This is a genomic window from Fodinibacter luteus (assembly GCF_039541575.1).
Lineage (GTDB): Bacteria > Actinomycetota > Actinomycetes > Actinomycetales > Dermatophilaceae > Fodinibacter > Fodinibacter luteus.
The window spans coordinates 14,721-36,455 of record NZ_BAABGM010000024.1 but is presented as its reverse complement, the minus strand read 5'-3'; the positions used below and the strand labels follow the sequence as shown (position 1 = coordinate 36,455).

Annotated in this window: 18 protein-coding genes and 1 tRNA gene; 10 read left to right on the top strand and 9 right to left on the bottom strand. The window is 73.5% G+C overall.

The window, feature by feature from the left end:
* Position 1: 1 nt before the first annotated feature.
* From ABD899_RS16345 to ABD899_RS16335, 3 genes are all read right to left on the bottom strand, one after another.
* Positions 2-1,336: an ABC1 kinase family protein gene (locus ABD899_RS16345; RefSeq protein WP_345207938.1), complete on the bottom strand. Its 1,335-nt coding sequence runs from the start codon at positions 1,334-1,336 to the stop codon at positions 2-4.
* The gene (locus tag ABD899_RS16340; protein WP_345207936.1) at positions 1,333-1,863 is read right to left on the bottom strand and encodes a hypothetical protein; all 531 of its coding nucleotides are present in this window, start codon (positions 1,861-1,863) and stop codon (positions 1,333-1,335) included. Before ABD899_RS16340 ends, ABD899_RS16345 begins: the two co-directional genes overlap by 4 nt.
* A 137-nt stretch (positions 1,864-2,000) precedes the next feature.
* On the bottom strand, positions 2,001-2,162 hold the full coding sequence (locus ABD899_RS16335; protein ID WP_013493366.1) for a DUF5679 domain-containing protein: 162 nt from the start codon (positions 2,160-2,162) through the stop codon (positions 2,001-2,003).
* A 204-nt stretch (positions 2,163-2,366) separates the two neighbouring features.
* Between ABD899_RS16335 and ABD899_RS16330 the strand changes: the two genes are divergently transcribed.
* A complete protein-coding gene (locus ABD899_RS16330) occupies positions 2,367-2,903 on the top strand; it encodes a M48 metallopeptidase family protein (RefSeq protein WP_345207930.1) in 537 nt (178 codons plus the stop codon).
* Here ABD899_RS16330 and ABD899_RS16325 read toward each other — a convergent pair.
* Positions 2,871-3,488 carry an NUDIX domain-containing protein gene (locus ABD899_RS16325; protein ID WP_345207928.1) on the bottom strand — a complete coding sequence of 206 codons (618 nt, stop codon included), beginning with the start codon at positions 3,486-3,488 and terminating at the stop codon, positions 2,871-2,873. The two genes, ABD899_RS16330 and ABD899_RS16325, sit on opposite strands and share 33 nt — an antisense overlap.
* Complete coding sequence (locus ABD899_RS16320; RefSeq protein ID WP_345207926.1) at positions 3,485-4,846, bottom strand: zinc-dependent metalloprotease; 1,362 nt, start codon at positions 4,844-4,846, stop codon at positions 3,485-3,487. The genes ABD899_RS16325 and ABD899_RS16320 overlap by 4 nt, the downstream gene beginning before the upstream one ends.
* 99 nt (positions 4,847-4,945) lie before the next feature.
* Here ABD899_RS16320 and ABD899_RS16315 point away from each other — a divergent pair, with 99 nt between their 5' ends.
* Complete coding sequence (locus ABD899_RS16315; RefSeq protein ID WP_345207924.1) at positions 4,946-5,380, top strand: molybdenum cofactor biosynthesis protein MoaE; 435 nt, start codon at positions 4,946-4,948, stop codon at positions 5,378-5,380.
* On the top strand, positions 5,377-6,540 hold the full coding sequence (locus ABD899_RS16310) for a YlbL family protein (RefSeq protein WP_345207922.1): 1,164 nt from the start codon (positions 5,377-5,379) through the stop codon (positions 6,538-6,540). The genes ABD899_RS16315 and ABD899_RS16310 overlap by 4 nt, the downstream gene beginning before the upstream one ends.
* A gap of 10 nt (positions 6,541-6,550) precedes the next feature.
* On the opposite strand, the gene ABD899_RS16305 is transcribed toward ABD899_RS16310, so the two are convergent.
* Positions 6,551-7,090 carry a PPA1309 family protein gene (locus ABD899_RS16305; protein ID WP_345207920.1) on the bottom strand — a complete coding sequence of 180 codons (540 nt, stop codon included), beginning with the start codon at positions 7,088-7,090 and terminating at the stop codon, positions 6,551-6,553.
* A 125-nt stretch (positions 7,091-7,215) separates the two neighbouring features.
* Here ABD899_RS16305 and ABD899_RS16300 point away from each other — a divergent pair, with 125 nt between their 5' ends.
* Together ABD899_RS16300 and ABD899_RS16295 are read left to right on the top strand one after the other, a co-directional pair.
* Positions 7,216-10,254 (top strand): UPF0182 family membrane protein, encoded by a 3,039-nt coding sequence (locus tag ABD899_RS16300; RefSeq protein WP_425474988.1) that lies wholly within the window; start codon positions 7,216-7,218, stop codon positions 10,252-10,254.
* A gap of 103 nt (positions 10,255-10,357) precedes the next feature.
* Positions 10,358-10,431 (top strand) — tRNA-Met (locus ABD899_RS16295).
* Between the two features lie 72 nt (positions 10,432-10,503).
* On the opposite strand, the gene ABD899_RS16290 is transcribed toward ABD899_RS16295, so the two are convergent.
* Together ABD899_RS16290 and ABD899_RS16285 are read right to left on the bottom strand one after the other, a co-directional pair.
* The gene (locus ABD899_RS16290; protein ID WP_345207916.1) at positions 10,504-11,334 is read right to left on the bottom strand and encodes a class II glutamine amidotransferase; all 831 of its coding nucleotides are present in this window, start codon (positions 11,332-11,334) and stop codon (positions 10,504-10,506) included.
* 94 nt (positions 11,335-11,428) lie between these two features.
* Entirely contained in the window at positions 11,429-14,275 is a 2,847-nt protein-coding gene (locus ABD899_RS16285; protein WP_345207914.1) for a cation-translocating P-type ATPase, read from the bottom strand.
* A gap of 101 nt (positions 14,276-14,376) precedes the next feature.
* On the opposite strand from ABD899_RS16285, the gene ABD899_RS16280 reads away from it, so the two are divergent.
* The 4 genes from ABD899_RS16280 to ABD899_RS16265 are packed head-to-tail and all read left to right on the top strand — an operon-like array spanning position 14,377 to position 18,978.
* Positions 14,377-15,774: an NAD(P)/FAD-dependent oxidoreductase gene (locus tag ABD899_RS16280; protein WP_345207912.1), complete on the top strand. Its 1,398-nt coding sequence runs from the start codon at positions 14,377-14,379 to the stop codon at positions 15,772-15,774.
* A gap of 25 nt (positions 15,775-15,799) precedes the next feature.
* Positions 15,800-17,116, top strand: coding sequence for a M16 family metallopeptidase (locus tag ABD899_RS16275; RefSeq protein ID WP_345207910.1), 1,317 nt, complete (start codon positions 15,800-15,802; stop codon positions 17,114-17,116).
* Entirely contained in the window at positions 17,113-18,462 is a 1,350-nt protein-coding gene (locus tag ABD899_RS16270) for a M16 family metallopeptidase (protein ID WP_345207908.1), read from the top strand. The genes ABD899_RS16275 and ABD899_RS16270 overlap by 4 nt, the downstream gene beginning before the upstream one ends.
* A gap of 18 nt (positions 18,463-18,480) precedes the next feature.
* The gene (locus ABD899_RS16265) at positions 18,481-18,978 is read left to right on the top strand and encodes a methylated-DNA--[protein]-cysteine S-methyltransferase (protein ID WP_425474984.1); all 498 of its coding nucleotides are present in this window, start codon (positions 18,481-18,483) and stop codon (positions 18,976-18,978) included.
* A 15-nt stretch (positions 18,979-18,993) separates the two neighbouring features.
* On the opposite strand, the gene hisN is transcribed toward ABD899_RS16265, so the two are convergent.
* A complete protein-coding gene (gene hisN, locus ABD899_RS16260; protein WP_345207906.1) occupies positions 18,994-19,779 on the bottom strand; it encodes a histidinol-phosphatase in 786 nt (261 codons plus the stop codon).
* A 242-nt stretch (positions 19,780-20,021) separates the two neighbouring features.
* Between hisN and ABD899_RS16255 the strand changes: the two genes are divergently transcribed.
* On the top strand, positions 20,022-21,680 hold the full coding sequence (locus ABD899_RS16255; protein ID WP_345207904.1) for a peptide ABC transporter substrate-binding protein: 1,659 nt from the start codon (positions 20,022-20,024) through the stop codon (positions 21,678-21,680).
* Positions 21,681-21,735 lie beyond the last annotated feature (55 nt).

Here is a 21,735-nt window from a genome sequence, read left to right as displayed (position 1 = left end):
CTCAGGGCGACGGTGGCAGACGTGCCTCGTCGATGCCCGGGAGGTGGGCGCACACGAGCTCGCGCAGCGGCACCGTGCCGCCGACCTGGCTGAGCACCCCGATCCCGCCGAGCCACACCCGGTGGATGAGGAGGTACTCGGGCGGCAGGTTGAGCTTGAGCCCGATGAGGAACTGTGGCCGGCGGGGGTCCTGCAGCGTCGCCGCCGCCCCGCGCAGCCACTCGCGCGACGGGGTGAACTCGTCGTGGAGCAGCGGCTCGACGAGGGGGCTGAGGTAGGCGAGGAGGGCCTCGGGGTCGACGTCGATGTTCCGGCGGATGAACCCCTCCTCGCGCAGCACGGCCTCGAGCGCGTGGGCGTCGCCGGCGAGCGCCTCGGTGAGCACCCGGCCGAGGGACGTCGGCAGCCCGTGGGGCAGCCGGTTGACCGCGCCGAAGTCGAACACGGCGAGCCGGCCGTCGTCGGTGATCCGGAAGTTGCCGGGGTGCGGGTCCGCGTGCAGCATGCGGGCCCGGTTCGGTGCCCGCAGGAGGAACTCGAGGTAGAGGGTGGCCGCCTCGTCGCGCTCCGCCTGCGTGCCGCGGGTGATGACGTCGGCCAGGGGGGTGCCGTCGACCCACTCGGTGACGATGACGTGGGTGGAGTCGACGAGCACGTCCGGCACGAGGACGTCCTCGTCGCCCCGGAAGGCGCTCGCGAAGTGCCGCTGGTTGCGGGCCTCGAGGTGGTAGTCGAGCTCTTCGCTCATCCGTGCCTTGAGCTCGTCCATGATCGGCTTGATGTCGATGCCCGGCACCCACGACCCGGCGAGGCGCGCGACGCGGGAGAGCTGGTTGAGGTCGGAGAGCAGGGCCTCCGCGGCGCCGGGGTACTGGAGCTTGACGGCCACCTCGCGTCCGTCGCGCCAGACCCCCTTGTGCACCTGGCCGATCGACGCGGCCGCCGCCGGGACGTCGTCGAACTCGACGAGCTTCGTGCTCGCCCAGCGCGGCCCGAGCTCGCGGGCGAGGATCTCGTGGACCCGCTCGGCGCCCATCGGTGGGCCGGACTCCTGCAGCCTGGTGAGCGTCGCCCGGTAGGGCCCGGCGAGCTCCTCGGGCATCGCCGCCTCCATGACGGACAGCGCCTGCCCGAACTTCATCGCCCCGCCCTTGAGCTGCCCGAGCACGGAGAAGAGCTGCTCGGCGGTGCGGGCCTGCAGCTCGGCGGCCACGGCCTCGGCCGGCCGCCCGCCCACCCGCTTGCCGACCCCGAGCGCGGCCCGCCCGGCGTGCCCGAGGGGCAGCCCGACGAGCTTGGCGGTGCGGGCGATCGAGCTCCGCGGGATGTCGGTCACCCGGCCATTCTCACCCGAGCGCACCCACAGCCGTGACGCATCGGCCACAGCCGGTGCGTCACGGCCACCTCGTCGAGCCCGATCTCGGTCGAGATCCCGGCGAGTGAGGCGTCCCCGCGCCGGGCCGCGAGCACCGTCACGGTCGCCACGGCGCAGGCGAGGACGAGTGTGCCCGGCGGTACCTCGCCCGCCGCGCAGGCCCGCGAGGAGTCCCATGCGCCGGCGGCGCACCGCAGGCAGGCGGTGCGGCCGGGCAGGACGAGGGGGCCGACGACGACGGCGTCGGACTGCAGGACGAGGGGGAGGTGGGGGATGCCGCGTGCCTGCCACGGCGCGCCGGCCCACCCCGGGGCCCGGCCCTCGGCGACGACGACGACGGCGGCGGGCGGACCGTCGGCCGCGAGGGCGAGCTCGGCCGAGTCGGCCGCGTGGCGGCCCCCGAGCACCGGCACGGCACAGCGGCGCAGCTGCGACACGAGCTCGTCGGCGAGCGACCCCCACCCGTCGACGACGACGTGCCCCTGCATCGGCATCCCCCTCGTCGCACCGTCCGTCGCCGCCATCCTGCCGTGCCGGGCGCCGCGCCGGCCGTCGTCCACAGGTCCGGACGGCGAGCGGCCCCGGTCCGCCACGGACCGGGGCCGACCTCGTTCGAGACCCGGGCTCAGGCCTTGCCGAGGATGCGGTTGAGGTTCGTGCCGCAGACGGGGCACTGGCCCTTGGCCATCCGACGGCCGTTCTCGGAGACGACGACCTTCCCCTCGGCCTCGCGCTTCTCCTTGCACTTCACGCAGTAGAACTCGCCCTTGTAGGTCTCGTCAGCCATGAATGCTCTCCTTGTCGTCGACCCCCGGCTGCTGCGCCGCGTCGATCCGGTGTTGCCGCCGCGGGGCGGCCTGGACGGCCCAACCCTAGCCACGCCGGTGCGGCCGGAGCCCGTGACGCGCTGGGCCGCCGCGCCGTCCGGCGCATCGGGCGCCCCATGGGCACCATCGGCACCAGCAGCGCCACACGGCCTACCCTCGTGCCTGTGAGCAGGGAGGGCGTCGAGGTCCGGCGGAGCCGACGCCGGCGCCGCACGGTGAGCGCGTACCGCGACGGCGGGCGCACCGTCGTGCTCATCCCGGCGACCTTCAGCGCCGAGGAGGAGGCGCACTGGGTCGAGCGGATGCTGGCCCGGCTCTCGGCCGGAGACCGGCGCCGGGAGTCCGGCGACGAGCAGCTCGCCGCGCGGGCCGCCCAGCTGTCGAGGCGGTACCTCGGCGGGCACGCCCGGCCGACGAGCGTGCGGTGGGTCTCGACGATGGGCCGACGGTGGGCCTCGTGCACCCCCGCCGAGGGGACCATCCGGGTGTCGGACCGGCTGCGCGACGTGCCGGACCACGTCCTCGACTACGTGCTGCTCCACGAGCTCGCCCACCTGCTCGTGCCGGCGCACGGCCCGGCCTTCTGGCGCCTCCTCGCGTCGTACCCGCGCCTCGAGCGGGCCCGGGGCTTCCTCGACGGCCTGGCCCATGCGGAGGGGCTGCCCCTGTCAGACGAGGTCGAGGGCGTCGCGGGCGAGTGACACGAGCGGTGCCAGCTCGTCGCGGGTTCCCTCGGGGAGCGCGTCGACCGGCCACCAGGCGACGGCGTGCGACTCCGCGCTCACCCGCGGGCGCGCGCCGGCCGGGGCGAGCGCGGCGTACCGCACGTCGAGGTGCTCCCGGCAACGACCGAAGGACCCGACGAGCTCGTGCCGGTCGAGCTGCACGGGGCGGGGGAGCGGCTCGAGCGCGTCGAGGCCCGACTCCTCGCGTGCCTCGCGCCGCGCGGCGGCCCACAGCGAGCGGTCGGCGGCCTCGAGGTGCCCGCCGAGCTGGAACCAGGCACCGGCGCGCCGGTGCAGGGTGAGGAGGACGCGCTCCCCGGCGTGGTCGAGCACGAGGCACGACGCGGTGAGGTGCGCCGGCGGGCCGTCCTTCGCCACACCGTCCGGGTGCCGGAGGAGGTGGGCGAGGTGGTCGCGGCGCAGCCGGTCCTGGCCGGCGTCCGGCGCGGTCCACGCCGTGAGCACCGCGACGGCATCCTCGTGGAGGTGGCGGTGCGCGGCGGCGACGGCCGGGTCGGCGACCGGGTCACCGCCTCCCAGCCGCGGGGCGGCACCGATCACGCGTCGTCCTCGCCCCGCAGGAGGCGGTCGAGCTCGACATCCATGGCGTCGGTCTCGGGCCGGGCCGAGCGCTCGACGTAGCCGAGGGGGTCGTCGAGGTCGGAGGTCCCCGGCGCGAGGTCGGGGTGGCGCCACGCCGCGTCCCGCGACGCGGGGCCGCCGGAGTCCTCGAGCGCGGCGAACAGGTTCGCCGCGTCCCGCAGCCGGCGCGGCCGCAGCTCGAGACCGACGAGGGCGCCGAACGCCTTCTCGGCCGGCCCGCCCGTGGCCCGGCGCCGGCGCACGGCCTCTCCGAGCGCGTCGGCCTGGGGCAGGTGGTCTCGCGTCGCCCGCTCGGTGACGACGTCGACCCACCCCTCGACGAGGGCGAGCAGGGTCTCGAGCCGGGCGAGGGCGGCCCGCTGGGCGGGGGAGTGCTGGGGGGCGAACATCCGGCCCTGGAGGGCCTGCTGCACGGCCTCGGGGTCGGCGGGGTCGATCGAGCGGACGGCCTCCTCGATGCCGGCCATGTCGATGCTGATGTCGGCGGCGTAGTCGCGCACCGCCGCGAGCAGCGCCGGGGCCAGCCACGGGACGGCGCCGAACAGGCGGACCCGGGCCACCTCGCGCACCGCGAGGTAGAGCCTGGCCTGCGGCTCGTCGACCTCGAGGCCCTGTGCGAGCTCGCGCAGCGCGGCGGGCAGCAGCGCGACGGTCGGCGCCGGGACGAGCGGCAGCGACACCTCGCACCCGGTGAGCACCTCCGCCGCGAGCGTCCCGGTGCCCTGGCCGAGCTGCATCGAGAACATCGACCCGTGCATCCGGCGCAGCATCGGCGCGGCCTGGTCGAGCATCCCGGGGGGCAGCCCGGTGTCGCCGAGGTCGCCGAGCTGGCCGAGCTGCGCGGTGAGGGCGGTGCCCACTGCGTCGGTCACCGCGGCCGCGACCGGCTCGACGAGGTCGGTCCAGACCGGCATCGTCGCCTCGACCCACTCGGCGCGGCTCCACGCCACCCCGGTCAGCCCGGGCTCGGTGAGGTCGGTGACGGCGTCGAGCCACAGGCCGGCGACCTGCACGGCCTCCGCCGCGGCGCGCCGGTCGGTCTCGCCCACGATCTCGTCGCCGCCGGCGGCGACCGTCTTGCGGGCGATGTCGGTGGCGAGCACGGCGTTGACGGCGGTGTCGCTCTCCGGAGCCGCGAACATGGCCTGGACCTGGCCCATGACCATGGCGAGCATCTGGGGGTCGACCTTGTCCAGGCCCATCCCCTGCATCATCGACGCGAGCTGCGGGTCGAGCTCGCCACCGGTGAGCCCGCGCAGGAGCTTCTCGATCTCCGGGGGCAGCCCGGGTGCGTCGTCGTCGTCAGGATCGGTCACGCCGGGCTCCTCGGGATGGGGTGAGAGGATGTCGTCTCGAGACAAGCCAACCACGATCCGGGCCGGAAGGTTCCGCCCGGTCGCCCGCCGAGGAGCTCCATGACGACCGACCACGACGCGGTCGCACTCGTCGCGCTGCGCGACGAGCCGCTGTCCGTCGACGAGGCGCTGCACGCCGTGCGGCACCCGACCTGCGGCGGCATCGCGGTGTTCGTCGGTGTCGTGCGCGACCACGACCACGGTGACGCGGTGTCCGCCCTCGACTACGAGGCGCACCCGAGCGCGCTCGACACGATGGGGCGGGTCTGCGAGGTCGTGGCCGGTCGGTCCCAGGCGGTGCGGGTTGCGGCGGTGCACCGCACGGGCGCGCTGCGGGTCGGCGACCTCGCCGTCGTCGTCGCTGCCGCGGCGCCGCACCGCGGGCAGGCCTTCGACGCCTGCCGCGACCTCATCGACACGCTGAAGTCCCAGACGCCGATCTGGAAGCACCAGCGCCTCGGCGACGGCTCCACCGAGTGGGTGGGCCTGCCGTGAGCCACCCGTCCCACGACGTGCTCCCGGGCGGGGCTGCAGGTCCTCCCGGCCACCCGGCCGGCCCCGGGGGTGGCCCGGTCCGCTGGCGCGGCCGCGGTCCGGGCCAGGGCCCCGGGCGGCCGGGGCTCGTGCCGGCCGCCCTGCTCACCGTCACCTTCGTCGCGATCGCCCTGGCCGCTGCCCTGACCTTCGTCGGTGTGCCGTACGTCGTCATGTCGCCCGGTCCGGCGACGAACATCCTCGGCGAGGCCGACGGCAAGCCCCTCCTGGCCGTCGAGGGGGCGACGACGTACCCCACGAGCGGCTCCCTCGACTTCACCACGGTGAGCGTCGACGGGGGGCCGGGGGTCACCGTCACCGTCTACGACCTCGCCCGCGCCTGGCTGTCCGACGACGAGGAGGTGCTGCCGGTCGACCAGGTCTTCCCGCCCGAGTCGAGCAAGCAGGAGGTCCAGGAGGAGGGCGCCGCGGAGATGGCCGGGTCGCAGAGCGTGGCCACGGCCACCGCCCTGCGCGCCCTGGGTCGCGACGTCGACCAGACCGTCGTCGTCGCCGGGGTCGCGGACGACGGCCCGTCGAACGGCATCCTCGAGGTCGACGACGTCCTCGTCTCGGTCGACGGCGACCCCGCCACCTCCGCGGATGCCGTGCGCACCGCCGTGCGTCGGCACGAGCCGGGTGACACCTTCCCGGTCGTCGTGCGGCGCGACGGCGCCGAGCGCACCGTCACCGCGCGGGCGGGGGAGTCCGAGGGCCAGACGGTCATCGGCGTCGGCCTGAGGCTCGACTACGACCTGCCGGTCGACGTCACCCTGCGCACCGGCAGCGTCGGGGGACCCTCGGCCGGGCTCATGTTCAGCCTCGCGATCTACGACGTGCTCACACCCGGTGAGCTCACGGGGGGTGAGAGCATCGCCGGCACCGGCACGATCGAGGACGACGGAACCGTCGGCCCGATCGGCGGCATCCGGCAGAAGCTCGTCGGCGCGCGGCAGGCCGGGGCCGGCTACTTCCTCGCCCCGGCCGAGAACTGCGCCGAGGTCGTCGGCGCCGTGCCCGACGGGCTGCGGGTCGTGCGGGTCGCGACGTTCGACGACGGCCTCGACGCCGTGCGCGACATCGCGGCGGGCGACGTCGAGGCGCTGCCCGGCTGCGGCTGAGGCCGGACCGTCAGTCCGGGCCGAAGGTCGCCCGCAGGGCGTGCACGAGGCCCGGTGCGATGTCGTCGCCGAGGGCGACCCGGTCGTCGCTGTCATGGGCCCGCTGCCGCAGCAGGCAGCGGGCCGAGCCGTCGCGGGTCACCGCGACGAGCAACCGCACGTCGGCCCGGTCGGGGTGGTCGGCGACGGCCCGCAGCGCCGCCTCGTCGTCGTGGGGCAGGTCGCGCTCGGCCTCCGGTGGGACGACGATCCGCTCCACGGCGACCGCGCACCCGGCGACCTGCTCGGGCCAGGCGATCCGCGCGAGGAGGTCCTCGAGGCCCGGGCCCGACGGGAGGTCCTCCTGCTCGACGGCGCTCAGCGCGCCCGCGACGGCGTCGTGGGTGGCGAGCCCCTCGGCCAGCTGGGGCTCGCGAGCGAGGAGGTCGGCGGTCGGGACGAGGGCGAAGAGGCGCACCGGCTGGTCCCACCCCGAGCGCGCCACGTGCCGCTCGGTGTCGAGGGCCGCGAGGGTGAGCGGGTCGGTCACGGGCCGCGGGGTGTCGTCCACCGGACCATGGTGCCTGATGGAACGTCCAGACGGCCCATGTACGTTGTCGTCACGGTCGACGCGGGGGTTGTCCCCGCCGACGGACGAGGAGAGCAGTGAGTCGCTCGGAGTGGTTCGACGGACCCATGGGTCCCGGTGACGGTTCGCCACGCCCGGAAGGGCCGGACGGGGGGCCGGGCGGCCCCTCCGGACCCGCCGTCCGTAGGCGGCGGAGGGGGCCGCTCGGCACGACGCTGCTCGTCATGCTCGGGCTCGTCATCCTCGGGGGGATCGTCGCCGACGTCCTGACCGACGTCTGGTGGTACGACTCGGTGGGCTTTCGCGGGGTCTTCGTCAAGGAGCTCACCGCCAAGCTCGGCATCTTCGTCGCGGCCGCCCTCCTCACGGGTGGGGCGGTCGCCGCGAGCCTCGTCGCGGCGTACCGGACCCGTCCGCTGTACATCCCCGTCACCCCCGCGCAGCAGGTGCTCGAGCAGTACCGCCAGGCCATCGAGCCGCTGCGGCGGGTGGCCGTGTGGGTCATCCCGGTCGTCCTCGGCCTGCTCGCCGGGTCCGGGTCGATGGGGGCCTGGCGGACCTTCCTGCTCTGGGCCAACCGGGAGCCCTTCGGCGCCCTCGACCCGCAGTTCGGGATGGACGTCGGCTTCTTCGTCTTCACGCTGCCGTGGCTGCGCTTCCTCGTCAGCTTCGTGACCGTCGTCCTCGTGCTCGCGTTCGTCGCGGGCGCGTTCACCCACTACGTCTACGGCGGCCTGCAGCTGCCGGGCCGGGGGCCGACGACGCGGGCCGCGTACGTCCACCTCGGCGTCCTCGGCGCCCTCATCGCGCTGACCCGGGCCGCGTCCTACTGGCTCGACCGGTACACCCTCGCGACCCAGAAGGGGTCGCTGCTCACCGGCATCACGTACACCGACGACAACGCGGTCCTGCCGACGAAGGCGATCCTCGCGGTCGCCGCGCTCATGTGCGCTGCGTTCTTCCTCGCAGCGATCTGGAGCCGCAGCTGGCGTCTGCCGCTCACCGGCGTCGCGCTGCTCGTCGTCACGGCCGTCGTGGCCGGGGGCGCCTACCCGGCGCTCATCCAGAGCCTGAAGGTCAACCCCTCCCAGAAGTCCCTCGAGGCGCCCTACATCGAACGGAACATCACGGCCACCCGCACGGCCTTCGGGCTCGACCGGGTCAAGCGGATCCAGAACCCCCCGCCCGACGAGGCCGAGGACAAGGACATCCTGCGCGCCGCGGCCAACGACATCCCCGGGGTGCGCGTCATCGACCCCAACGTCGTCGCCCCGACGTTCCGCCAGCTCGAGGGCCAGCGCGACTACTACGCCTTCCCCGACACCCTCGACGTCGACCGCTACACCATCGACGGACAGACCCGCGACGCCGTCGTCGCCGTGCGCGAGATCAACCTGGACGGCCTGCCCGACAACCAGCGCAACTGGCTCAACGACCACACGGTCTACACGCACGGCTACGGCTTCTACGCCGCGTACGGCAACCAGCGCACCGCCGAGGGCGACCCGGTCTTCTTCGAGGGGGGCGGGCGCACCGCGCTCGGCGAGTACGAGCCGCGGATCTACTTCGGCGAGCTCTCGCCGACCTACTCCGTCGTCGGGGCGCCCGAGGGCGCCTCTCCGCGCGAGTTCGACTTCCCCGCCGGGGGCGACGGCGACGTCGCGGTCAACAACACGTACACCGGCGAGGGCGGCGTCGAGATCGGCTCGCTGCTGCGTCGCACCGCCTACGCGATCAAGTACCGCGAGGCGAACTTCCTCCTCTCGGATGCCGTCAACGGCTCGTCGCGCCTGCTCGACCACCGGTCCCCGACCGAGCGCGTCGAGCGCGTGGCGCCGTGGCTGCGCCTCGACGGCAACGTGTACCCGGCCGTCGTCGAGGGCCGCGTCCAGTGGATCGTCGACGGCTTCACGACGTCGGCGAGCTACCCCAACAGCCGCCTCATCGAGCTCGCCGACGCCACGTCCGACTCGGTGACGCAGCGCTCCAACGTCGTCACGGTCGGGGCCGGTCAGGTCAACTACGTGCGCAACGCCGTCAAGGCGACGGTCGACGCCTACGACGGCAGCGTCCGGCTCTACGGCTGGGACACCAAGGACCCGATGCTCAAGGCGTGGAGCAAGGCCTTCCCCGGCTCGGTGCGTCCGCTGTCGGACATCTCCGGCGAGCTCATGGCCCACATCCGCTACCCGCAGGACCTCGTCAAGGTGCAGCGCGAGCTGCTCAACGAGTACCACGTGACGAACCCGGGCGACTTCTACTCCAACTCCGACAAGTGGCGCGTCCCGCGCGACCCGGCCCAGACCGCCCAGGACCAGCCGGTCGTGTTCCAGTCGATCGCGATGCCGGGGGAGGACGAGGCGGCGTTCTCGATCACGACCCCCTTCGTTCCCGCGAGCAACAACGAGGCCGGCCGGGAGATCCTGCGTGGGCTGCTCGCCGTCGACGCCGACGCGGGGTCGGAGAAGGGGCGGCCCGCCGAGGACTACGGCTCCCTGCGGCTGCTCGAGTACGGCTCCACGACGCCCGCGGGCCCGGGGCAGGTGCTCAACCAGATCCAGAACTCGCCGGTGCGCTCCCAGAACTCCGCCGAGCAGCTGTCGCTCGCGCAGTACATCACGAACAACTCCGGCGGCGGCAAGACGCTGACCTTCGGCAACCTGCTCTCCTTCCCGCTCGAGGGCCGGATGTTCTACGTGCAGCCGATCTACGTCCAGGCGGCCGCCGGCTCGGGCTCGTTCCCCCAGAACAAGATCACCGTCGCGGTGTACGGCACGACCGTCGCGTGGGGCGACACGCTCGAGCAGGCCGTGAGCGGGCTCTTCGGCCAGGGCGACGGCAGCGAGGAGCCGACCGATCCGGGGACGCCGAGCGAGCCGGGCGAGCCGAGCGAGCCCACCGGGTCGGCGGCCTCCCAGCTGGCGGCCGCGCTCGCCGAGATCTCCGCGGCCTACACGGCGGGCCAGGAGGCGCTCAAGACCGGCGACTTCACCGCCTACGACCAGGCCCAGAAGCGGCTCGACGCGGCGATCCGCCGGGCCACCGCCCTCGCCCCGCAGCTCGACCCGGGCTCGGTGACGCCCTCGCCCGGCCCGTCACCGACCGGGTCGGCGGCACCGTCCCCCACCGCGTCGCCGTCGGGCTGACGCCTCGGGATGCCGGGAGCGACCGCCGATTTGGCCGCGGCGGGGTCCGTCACGTACTGTCGTGTTCACCGAGCGCGGCTCTTCGGAGACGTGACTCACTCGACGCGGGGTGGAGCAGCTCGGTAGCTCGCCGGGCTCATAACCCGGAGGTCGCAGGTTCAAATCCTGCCCCCGCTACGACAAGGGCCCCCGTACCCGCACCCACCGGTGCGGGTCGGGGGCCCTTCCCGTCTCCGCGGGGGCGGCCGCTCAGGGCAGCACGGGTGCGAACGGACGCACCTCGTCCTCGCCGCCGTGCACGATGACGCTGGACGCTTCCGGCACCTCGCGCCACGCGCCGCGCAGGTCACCGAGCGGCTCCGACACCACGAGCCGGGCGTCGTCGCTCAGCTCGTGCAGCGCCGGGTGGTCCGGGTACTGCTCGCGCAGGGTGGAGACGTCGGTGCTCTGGTAGAGCGAGCGGGAGCGTCCCTCGCTGGAGTAGCGGAACGCCCAGGTCGTGTCTCCGTCCGTGGTGGCGACGGTCATCTGCACGGGGTACTCGATCCCGTGCCTTCCCGCGACCTCCTCGACGAGGCCCACCGCCCGGGCCACCCCCGCCCGGGCATCGTCCTTGAGGCCGAACGTCATGGCGAGGAAGAAGAACATCTCCGAGTCGGTGGACCCCTCGATGTCCGGGAAGAGCTCCGGGTCCACCGCCATCGCCAGCTCGCGCTTCATCTCCCGGAAGCCGGCCAGGACCCCGTTGTGCATCCACAGCCAGCGACCGTGGCGGAAGGGGTGGCAGTTCGTCTGCTGCACCGCGGAGCCCGTCGAGGCCCGGATGTGCGCGAACACCCGACCCGCGCTGGCGTGGGCGCACAGCTCACGCAGGTTGCGGTCGTTCCACACCGGGTCGGTGCTCCGGAACAGGCCTGGGGTCTCGACGGCGCCGTACCAGCCGACGCCGAAGCCGTCACCGTTGGTGGTCGTCGCCCCCAGGCGCGAGTGCTGCCCCTGGACCACCAGCGAGTTCTTGGGCTTGTAGAGCAGGTCCTCGAGCAGCACCGGCGAACCCGAGTAGGCGAGCCATCGACACATGTGGCCTCCCGGTCATTGAAGCGGCGGGATGTGACCCGCCCGGCGGAGATGGAGCTGACGGCACCAGCACACCGCCCCGCCGGGGCCCGCGGCATCATCCGCGGAGGGCGATACCCGGCGCGGCATCCACCGGACTCCCACGACGGCTCGCGCCCCGGGCCGCGGCGCGCAGGGCGACCTTGCGCAGCTCGGCGGCCCACAGCACGGTGCTCGCCATGAGGACGCAGAGGAGCCACTGCGACCCCGTGAGCGGCGTCGTCGAGAACGCCTCGTTGAGCACGGGAAGGTGGACGACCGCGACCTGGAGCAACGCCGACCCGGCGAGCGCCAGCCACAGCCACCCGTTGACGAACAGCCGGTGCCCCGCCGACGACGTCTCCGACCGTGAGCTCAGCGCGTTGAACAGCTGGGCGAGGACGAGCACGGTGAAGGCGGCCGTCCGGGCGGTGTCGAGGGACTGGGTGCCCTCGAGCAGGCCGCCGGGCAGGTGGAGGTCGAGGGTCGTCAGGGTGGCCCCGGCCATGACGAGTCCGATCAGGAGCACGCCTCGCCACATGCGCGCGTCGATGACCCGGTCGGTCGGCGCCCGCGGCGGACGGCCCATGACGTCGTCGGTCTCGGCGTCCATCCCCATCGCCAGCGCGGGGGCGCTGTCGGTGAGGAGGTTGATCCACAGGATCTGGGTGGCCAGGAGGGGCAGGACGAGGTCGCCGTCCCCGTGGGTGAGCCCGATGACCCCGCTGAGGACGACGCCGAGGAAGACGGTGAGCACCTCGCCCATGTTCGAGGAGAGCAGGTAGCGCAGGAACTTCCTGATGTTGAGGAAGATGCCGCGCCCCTCGCGCACCGCCCGCACGATCGTCGCGAAGTCGTCGTCGGCGAGGATCATGTCCGCCGCCTCCTTCGTCACCTCGGTCCCGGTGCGGCCCATGGCGATCCCGATGGCCGCGGCCTTGAGCGCCGGGGCGTCGTTGACCCCGTCCCCGGTCATGGCGACGATCGCCCGGTCGGCCTGGAGTGCGCCGACGATCCGCAGCTTGTGCTGCGGGGCGACCCGGGCGTACACCGACCTGCGCCGCACCGTCGCGCGGAAGCCGTCCTCGTCGAGGGCGTCGAGCTCGGCGCCGGTGACGGCCACCGGCTCGTCGGGCGCGATGCCGAGGTCCCGGGCGATCCGGGCGGCGGTGCGGGGATGGTCGCCGGTGATCATGACGACCCGCACGCCGGCGCGGTGGGCCTCGCGGATGGCGGTGGCCGCCTCCTCGCGCGGCGGGTCGATGATGCCGACCATCCCGGTGTAGACGAGCCCGTGCTCGAGGGACTCGTCCACGGGGGGCGGGTCGGTCACCGCGAGCGGACGGTAGGCGACGGCGAGGGTACGGAACGCCTCGTCGGACAGGCGCTCGACGTCGGCGAGGATCCTCGCGCGCCAGCCCTCGTCGAGCGGCTCGACGCTGTCGCCGACCTGCACGTGGGTACAGCGCTCGAGGAGCACGTCGGGCGCGCCCTTGGTGACGACCGCGATCCGACCGGCGCGGTCCGCGTCGGCCGCGAGGCTCGTCATGAGCCGCCGCTCCGAGGTGAACGGGATCTCGCCGACCCGGTGGAACCGTCCCTCGCGCAGCGCCCGCGTGCCGAGCTTGACCTCGGCGACGAGGAAGGCGGCCTCGGTGGGGTCGCCCTGCACGGCCCACCCGCCGTCGGCCTCCTGGCGCAGCACCGCGTCGTTGGTCAGGCTGCCCCCACCCACGACGAGAGCGGTCTGGCGCCACACCGCACTGCCGGGCTCGAGCGGGACGCCGTCGTGCTCGAGGGTCCCCTCCGGCCGGTACCCCGCGCCCGCGACGACGACCTCGCCGGCCGCGGTCACGACGCGGCCGATCGTCATCTCGCCCCGGGTGAGGGTCCCCGTCTTGTCGGTGCAGATGACCGAGGCGGACCCGAGCGTCTCGACGGAGGACAGGCGCTTGACGACCGCCTGGTGCGTGGCCATCCGCTGCACGCCGAGGGCCAGGACGACCGACAGGATCGCCGGCAGGCCCTCGGGGACGGCCGCGACGGCGAGTGAGACGCCGAGCAGCAGCGTCGTCACGGCGTCCTGCGTCGAGTCGACACCGAAGAAGACGAGCACCGTCGCGACGACGACGACGGCGATGACGACCACCGCGGTGCCGAGCATCCGGCCCACCCGCGCGATCTCGACCTGGAGCGGGGTCGGGGTGTCCACGGTCTCGTGGAGGAGGTGCGCCACCTGCCCCATCTGGGTCGCCATCCCCGTCGCCGTCACGACGGCGCGTCCGACGCCCTGGGCCACGGCCGTGCCGTCGAAGACCATGGGGAGCCGGTCGCCGAGCGGCGCCGGCGCCGGGAGCGTCGAGGGGTCCTTGAGCACCGGCTGGCTCTCACCGGTGAGGGCGGCCTCGGAGACGGTGAGCGCGGCCGCACGCAGCAGGCGCGCGTCCGCGGCAACGGTGTCCCCCTCCGCGAGGAGGAGGACGTCGCCGGGCACGAGCTCGCGCGTGGGGATGCGCACCTGCTGCCCGTCACGCACGACCGTGGCGGCCGTCGCGCTCATCCGCCGCAGGGCGGCGACGGCATCCTCGGCCCGGGCCTGCTGCACGAACCCCAGGACCGCGTTGAGCACGACGATGACGGCGATGACGACCGCATCGACGGGCAGCCCGTCGGCCCCCTCGACCGCCCATGCAGCGACCGAGACGGCGATCGCCGCGAACAGGAGGTAGACCAACGGGTCGCGGAACTGCTGCGCCACCTTGCGCCACGTCGGCACCGCGGGGGTGGCGTCGAGCTCGTTGGGGCCCACCACGGCCAGGCGCCGGGCGGCCTCGGCGCCGGAGAGGCCGACGTCGGGGTCGGCGCCGAGGAGGGCGAGCACCGTGCCGGGCTCGAGCGTCGAGGGGTCGTCGGGGAGTGACCGCATCACGGCCATTCTCGCAGGGCGCTGCGCGACGTCGCCGCCGTGACCTCCACCACGCCGCGCGGACCCGGCATACCCGGGGTCGGGCCCGCGTTGGACCCCCCGTGACCACCCCCCACCGCGTCGTCGTCATCGGTTCCGGCTTCGGAGGGCTCTTCGGCACCCAGGCGCTCCGGCGTCGCAAGGACGTCGAGATCACCCTCGTCGCGAAGACGGCCCACCACCTGTTCCAACCGCTCCTCTACCAGGTCGCGACCGGCATCCTGTCGGAGGGCGAGATCGCACCGAGCACCCGTGAGGTCGTCGCCCGGCAGAAGAACGCCCGCGTCGTGCTCGGCACGGTGACCCACATCGACCTCGAGGCCCGAACCGTGACCTCCGAGGTCCTGGGCCGGGAGACGGTCACCCCCTACGACAGCCTCCTCGTCGCGGCCGGGGCCGGGCAGTCGTGGTTCGGCAACGACCACTTCGCCCGCCACGCCCCCGGGATGAAGTCGATCGACGACGCGCTCGAGCTCCGCGGCCGGATCTTCGGGGCGTTCGAGCTCGCCGAGCTCGCGAGGACGCCGGCCGAGGCCGAGCGCGCCCTCACCTTCGTCGTCGTCGGTGCCGGCCCCACGGGGGTCGAGATGGCCGGCCAGATCGCCGAGCTCGCGCACCGCACGCTGAAGAACGACTTCCGCCGCATCGACCCGACGAAGGCGCGGATCATCCTCGTCGACGCCGTCGACACCGTCCTGCCCTCGTTCGGGGAGCGCCTCGGCGAGGCGGCGCGGCGGCGCCTCACCCGGATGGGCGTCGACGTGCGACTCGGCACGATGGTGACCGACGTCGACGCCACCGGCATCACCGTGCGGGAAGCGGACGGCTCGACGACCCGGATCGAGGCCCTGACCAAGGTGTGGGCCGCGGGCGTGCAGGCGAGCCCACTGGGTCGCCAGATCGCCGAGCAGAGCGGCGCCGAGGTCGACCGCGCCGGGCGGGTCAGGGTGCTGCCCGACCTCACCGTCCCCGGCCACCCGGAGGTCCACGTCGTCGGCGACATGATGGCGCTCGACGACCTCCCCGGGGTCGCGCAGGTCGCCATCCAGGGGGCCCGGTTCGCGGCGGGGCAGATCACCCGCCGCCTCGACGGGGCACCGCCGAAGGAGCGCTTCGAGTACTTCGACAAGGGGTCGATGGCCACCATCTCGCGGTTCAGCGCGGTCGCCTCGATCGGGAGGCTGCGCTTCTCCGGGTTCGTCGCCTGGCTGCTCTGGCTCGCCATCCACCTCGTCTACATCATCGGGTTCAAGCACCGCGTCACGACCCTGCTCCACTGGGCGGTCAGCTTCCTCGGCCGTGGTCGCGCCGAGCGGGTCGCCACCGAGCAGCAGGTGTTCGGGCGGCACGCCATGGACGTCCTGCCGGACGGGGAGGCCCCCTCGCTTCCGAGCGACCCCGCCGACGGCGAGGTCAGCGGGGTCGCCGAGCTCGAGGATCGCCACCGCGCCTCCGCCTGACCGCCCTGGACGTAGGGTGACGGCCATGCCGCTGGACTACCCGATCCACCGCCGGACGCTCCCCAACGGGCTGCGTGTCGTCGTGAGCCCCGACCACACGGTGCCCAACGTCACCGTCAACCTGTGGGTCGGCGTCGGCTCACGGCACGAGGCGCCCGGCCGCACCGGGTTCGCGCACCTCTTCGAGCACCTCATGTTCCAGGGCTCGCGGGGGGTGCGCAGCGGCGAGCACTTCGAGGCGCTCATGGCCGAGGGCGGCCGCCTCAACGCGACGACGTGGTTCGACCGCACGAACTACTTCGAGACGGTGCCCACCGGGGCGGTCGAGCTCGCGCTGTGGCTCGAGGCCGACCGGCACGGCCACCTCCTCGACGCCGTGACCCAGGAGAACCTCGACAACCAGCGCGACGTCGTCAAGGAGGAGAAGCGGCAGCGGTACGACAACCAGCCGTACGGCACCGCGCTCATCGACGTCTACGCCGCGGTCTTCCCCGAGGGGCACCCCTACCACCACCCGACGATCGGGTCGATGGAGGACCTCGACGCCGCCAGCCTCGAGGACGTCCACGGCTTCTTCCGGGCGCACTACGGCCCCGACAACACGGTGCTCACCCTGTGCGGCGACATCGCACCCGACGACGGCTTCGCCCTCGTCGAGCGGTACTTCGGTGACCTGCCGGCGAGCGCGCAGGAGCGGCGCCCGGACCACCCCCAGCTCGAGCCGCTCGCGACCCCGGTGCGCGTCGACCGGCGCGAGGTCGTCCCGAACGACCGGCTCCACATCGCCTTCCGCCTGCCCGTCGACGAGACCGACGAGTTCCTCGCCGCGGCCGTCGCGCTCGACTGCGTCGGCGGGCTCGCGACCTCCCGCCTCGTGCGGCGCCTCGTGCGGCGCGAGCAGACCGCGCTCGGGGCGCACGCGACGGCCTGGGGCTTCGTCGACGGCGCCTCGCTCGGCTTCGTCGTGCTCGACGTGGCCCCCGGCACCGACGCCGACGAGGTCGAGGCGGCGTTCGTCGAGGAGCTGTCGACCTTCCTCGAGCAGGGCCCGACCCACGTCGAGCTCGAGGCCTCGCTCGCCCAGTCGGAACGCTCGTGGCTCTCCTCGCTCGCGAGCCAGGAGGAGCGGGCCGACCTCATCAGCCACCACCTGCTCCTCCACGGCGACCCCGAGGTCGTCAACACCCACCTCGACCGGCTGCGCGGCATCACCGCCGACGAGGTCGTGCGGGCCGCGCGCCGCTGGCTGCGCCCGGAGAGCCGCGCGGTCGTCGCCTACCTCACGGCGGACGACGAGGATGCCGGGGCGGATGCCGGCACCGGCGCGGAGGCGGTCGCGTGAGCCTGCCCCGCCCCGCCGTCGCCCCGCCGCAGCCGTGGGCCTTCCCCGCCCCGACCGAGCACCTGCTCGGCAACGGCCTGCGCGTCCTGCTCCACGACCTGCCGGGCCAGTACGTCCTGTCCCTGCGGCTCGTCGTGCCCACCGCGCTGTCGGCGGAGCCCTCCGGGAAGGAGGGCATCGCCGCGATGACGGCGCGCCTCCTCGACGAGGGGACGGCCCGGCACGGCGCCGACGAGTTCGCCGAGCTCATGGAGCGGCACGGCATGGTGCTCGGCGCAGGGGTGTCCGACGGCGGCATCCTCGTCGACGTCGACGTGCCACAGCGCCACCTCGCGACCGCCGCGGACCTGCTCACCCAGGCGCTCGCCGAGCCGGCGTTCCCCGACGACGAGGTGCGCCGCATCCTGCGCAACCGGATCGCCGAGATCGAGCAGGAGCGAGCCTCCTCGGGGCACCGGGCCGCCAAGGAGCTGGCCCGCACCATGTGGGACCCCGCCGACCGGGCGAGCCGCCCGACCGCGGGCACCCCCGAGTCGGTCGGGTCCCTGACCCGCGACGACCTCGTCGGGTTCCACGCCACCGCGGTCGGCCCGCAGGGCGCGACGGCCGTGCTCGCCGGCGACCTCTCCGGCACCGACGCGCTCGGGGCTCTCGAGGCGACGCTCGGCACGTGGGCGGCTCCCGCGCACCGGCCGCCCGGCGCGCCGTCGGCGCCCGTGCCCGCCACGGATGCCGCGCGGGTCGTCGTCGTCGACCGGCCCGGCTCGGTGCAGACCGAGATCGCCGTCGGCCGGCCCGGTCCCGACCGCTCGACCCCGCACGGGTGGGCGCCGCACCCCGTGCTGTCCTTCGTCCTCGGCGGGTCCCCGAGCGCGCGCATCGACGCCGTGCTGCGGGAGGAGAAGGGCTACACGTACGGCATCCGCACGACCTTCCGCCCACGGGTCGCCGGGGGGTCGTTCGTCACCTCGGGATCGGTGCGCTCCGACGTCACCGGCGAGGCCGTCGAGATCCTCCTCGGCATCCTCGACGACGCCCGCGAGGGCTTCACCGACGCCGAGCTGCGCTCCGGCGTCGACTACGTCGCCAAGACCGCACCCGGTCGCTACGCCACGGCGGATGCCGTCGCCGACGAGACCGCGGCGCTCGCCCTCGAGCGCCTCCCGCTCGACTTCACGACCCGCAACCTGCGCGCGGTGGCGACGCTGACCCGCGACGACCTCGACGCCGCCTACCGGCGCGTCGCCTCGGGGGAGTGGACCGTCGTCCTCGTCGGCGACGCCGCGACCGTCGTCCCCGCGCTCGAGGGCCGGGTCGACGCCCCGGTGGCCACGGTCGCCCTCTGAGGCTTCGGGGACCTGCTCGTGAGCCGCTCGGTCGTCATGGCCTCGCCTGTCGGCCGGCTCGAGCTCGTCGAGGATGCCGGGGCGCTCGTCGCGATCCGCTTCGACGCCGCGGCCGACGGCTCCCCGGAGCACGAGCGCGGCGGGTCGCCCCTCCTCGTCGAGGTGCGCCGCCAGCTCGCCGCCTACTTCGCCGGCGACCTGCGGGTCTTCGAGCTGCCACTGCGCCCGGGGGGCACCGACTTCCAGCGTCGGGTGTGGGCGGTGCTCGCGACCGTGCCGTGGGGGACGACGACGACGTACGGCGCCCTCGCGGCCCGGCTCGGCCTGCCGCCGGGGGCGTCCCGTGCCGTCGGGGCGGCCAACGGCGCGAACCCGATCCCGGTCGTCCTGCCGTGCCACCGGGTCATCGGCGCCGACGGCACGCTCACCGGGTACGCCGGCGGGATGGAGCGCAAGGCCCTGCTGCTGCGGCTCGAGGGCGTGCCGACGCAGGCCGACCAGGGCGCCCTGTTCTGAGCCGGATGGTGGGGGTCACCCGGTGCCGATGCGGCGCAGCACCTCGTCGTGGAGCAGGCCGTTCGTCGCGACCGCGTTGCCGCCGTACGGGCCGTCCACCCCGGCGAGCGAGGTGAAGCGGCCCCCCGCCTCCGTGACGACCGGCACGAGGGCCGCCATGTCGTGCAGCCCGAGCTCGGGCTCGGCGGCGATGTCGACGGCGCCCTCGGCGAGGAGCATGTACGACCAGAAGTCGCCGTAGGCGCGCTCGCGCCAGCACGACCGGGCGAGGTCGAGCACCTGGCGCTCGCGGTCGACGGCGGCCCACGACGTCCAGCTCGAGCACGAGATCGAGGCGTCATCGAGGCGCGCCACCTGCGAGACGTGGATCTGCCGGGCCGAGGTCAGGCTGCGCCCCGCCCAGGCACCCGAGCCCAGCGCGGCCCACCAGCGACGTCCGAGGGCCGGGGCGGCGACGAGGCCGAGCACGGGGTGCCCGTCGTCGACGAGCGCGATGAGCGTCGCCCACACGGGCACCCCCCGCACGAAGTTGTGCGTGCCGTCGATCGGGTCGACGACCCACTGTCGAGGGCCCGACCCGGTGGGGGCGAACTCCTCGCCGATGACGGCATCGCGCGGCCGGGTCCGCTTGAGCTGGCCGCGGATGAGCTCCTCGGCGTCCCGGTCGGCGTCGCTGACGAGGGTGAGGTCCGGCTTGGCCTCGACCCGCAGGTCCTCGGCACGGAAGCGGGAGGTCGTGACGCGCTCGACGGCATCCGCCAGCACGTGGGCGAGTCGCAGGTCGTCGTCGTAGCCGGGCACGCGCCCCAACCTAGCGGCCGGCGACCGAAGAATCTTCGGCCCGGAGACGATCCGGTCGCGCTTCGGTCACAATCCCATCTCGGCGGCACCTAATGCTTCCTTTGGGGGCGGGCATGGTCTTACATGGACCACGCACGCCGGAGGGCGCTGCACCGAGAGCCGTGCCCGATCGGGTGCAGCCCACGGACCGACCACCCGACCAACGGGTGGTGACACCACCTTTTTCACGTAGGAGGACATCCATGCGAGGAACCACTCGCACGGTCGCGGTCGCGGCAATGTCTGCCGTCGCACTGCTCGCCGCCGGTTGTGGCAGCGGCGACAGCGACGACACCGAGACCACGGCAGCCGGCCAGACGGGCGGAGAGATCACCGTCCGCGGCTGCAACCCGGAGAACCCGCTCGTCCCGAGCAACACGACCGAGACCTGCGGTGGCACTGTCATCGACGCCGTCTTCGCCAAGCTCGTCCACTACGAACCCGAGACGGCTGCCCCGAAGAACGACATCGCCGAGTCGATCGAGACGACCGACAACCAGACCTTCACCGTCAAGCTCAAGAAGGGCTACAAGTTCCACGACGGTACCGAGGTCAAGGCGAAGAACTTCGTCGACACCTGGAACTACGCCGCGTTCGGCCCGAACGCGCAGGCGAGCGGCTACTTCATGGAGCCGATCGAGGGCTTCGCCGACCTCCAGTGCGCCGGCACCGCCAACCCGGACGACCCGTGCGAGGGCTTCACCCCGCCGGCCAAGGAGATGTCCGGCCTCAAGATCGTCGACGACCACACCTTCACGATCACGACGACCGAGAAGGTCTCCAACCTCCCCGTCCGCCTCGGCTACTCGGCGTTCGCGCCCCTCCCGGACGCGTTCTTCGCCGACCCGGTGGCGTTCGGTGACAAGCCGATCGGCTCGGGTCCCTTCAAGCTCGACTCCTGGACCAAGGAGCAGAACATGGTCCTGTCGAAGTTCGCCGACTACTCCGGTGAGTTCGGGGCCAAGCTCGACAAGATCACCTACAAGATCTACCAGGACGCCGACTCGGCCTACAACGACGTCATCGCCAACAACCTCGACGTCACCGACGAGATCCCCGCGAGCGCGCTCATCGACGACAAGTACAAGTCGGACCTGCCCGACCGCAACGCGCAGAAGGAGGAGGGCGTCATCCAGACGGTCACCTTCGCGCCGGTCAAGGTCGACCCGAACTACGCGGACCCGAAGATCCGCCAGGCGATCTCGATGGCGATCGACCGCGAGACCATCATCAAGCAGATCTTCAACGGCACCCGTGTCCCCGCCACCGGCTGGGTCTCCCCGGTCGTCGACGGCTACAAGGCCGACCAGTGCGGTGAGTACTGCGTCTACGACGCCGCGAAGGCGAAGGCGCTCCTCGACGAGGCCGGCGGCTTCAAGGGCGACAAGATCACCCTGGCCTACAACGCGGACGCCGCCCACAAGGAGTGGACCGAGGCCACCTGCAACAGCATCAAGCAGGCGCTGGGCGTCGAGTGCGTCGCGACGGGTGTCGTCGACTTCGCCACCCTCCGCAGCGAGATCGGCGACCGGAAGATGAAGGGCATGTTCCGCACCGGCTGGCAGATGGACTACCCGTCGATCGAGAACTTCCTCACCCCGATCTACAAGACGGGCGCCTCCTCGAACGACGGCGACTACTCCAACCCGACGTTCGACAAGCTGCTCGTCGACGCGGCTGCCGCGACCGACCCCGCCCAGGCCAACCAGACCTACCAGGAGGCCGAGGCGCTGCTCGCAGCCGACATGCCCGCGGTCCCGCTCTGGTACGGCAAGGCCACCGTGGGTTGGTCCGACCGGGTCACCGGTGTGAAGATCACCGCCTTCGGGACGATCGACTACTCGTCGCTCGCCCTCAAGTGAGGTAACCCCGAACCAATCGGTTCACACCACCACGCGTCGTCGGCCTGTCAGCGCT

Coding starts and splice junctions, on each gene's coding strand:
- ABD899_RS16285 (WP_345207914.1), bottom strand. CDS start 14,275: ATGCGGTCACTCCCCGACGACCCCTCGACGCTCGAGCCCGGCACGGTG.
- ABD899_RS16300 (WP_425474988.1), top strand. CDS start 7,216: ATGGGTCCCGGTGACGGTTCGCCACGCCCGGAAGGGCCGGACGGGGGG.
- ABD899_RS16290 (WP_345207916.1), bottom strand. CDS start 11,334: ATGTGTCGATGGCTCGCCTACTCGGGTTCGCCGGTGCTGCTCGAGGAC.
- ABD899_RS16340 (WP_345207936.1), bottom strand. CDS start 1,863: ATGCAGGGGCACGTCGTCGTCGACGGGTGGGGGTCGCTCGCCGACGAG.
- ABD899_RS16315 (WP_345207924.1), top strand. CDS start 4,946: ATGACGACCGACCACGACGCGGTCGCACTCGTCGCGCTGCGCGACGAG.
- ABD899_RS16275 (WP_345207910.1), top strand. CDS start 15,800: ATGCCGCTGGACTACCCGATCCACCGCCGGACGCTCCCCAACGGGCTG.
- ABD899_RS16335 (WP_013493366.1), bottom strand. CDS start 2,162: ATGGCTGACGAGACCTACAAGGGCGAGTTCTACTGCGTGAAGTGCAAG.
- ABD899_RS16255 (WP_345207904.1), top strand. CDS start 20,022: ATGCGAGGAACCACTCGCACGGTCGCGGTCGCGGCAATGTCTGCCGTC.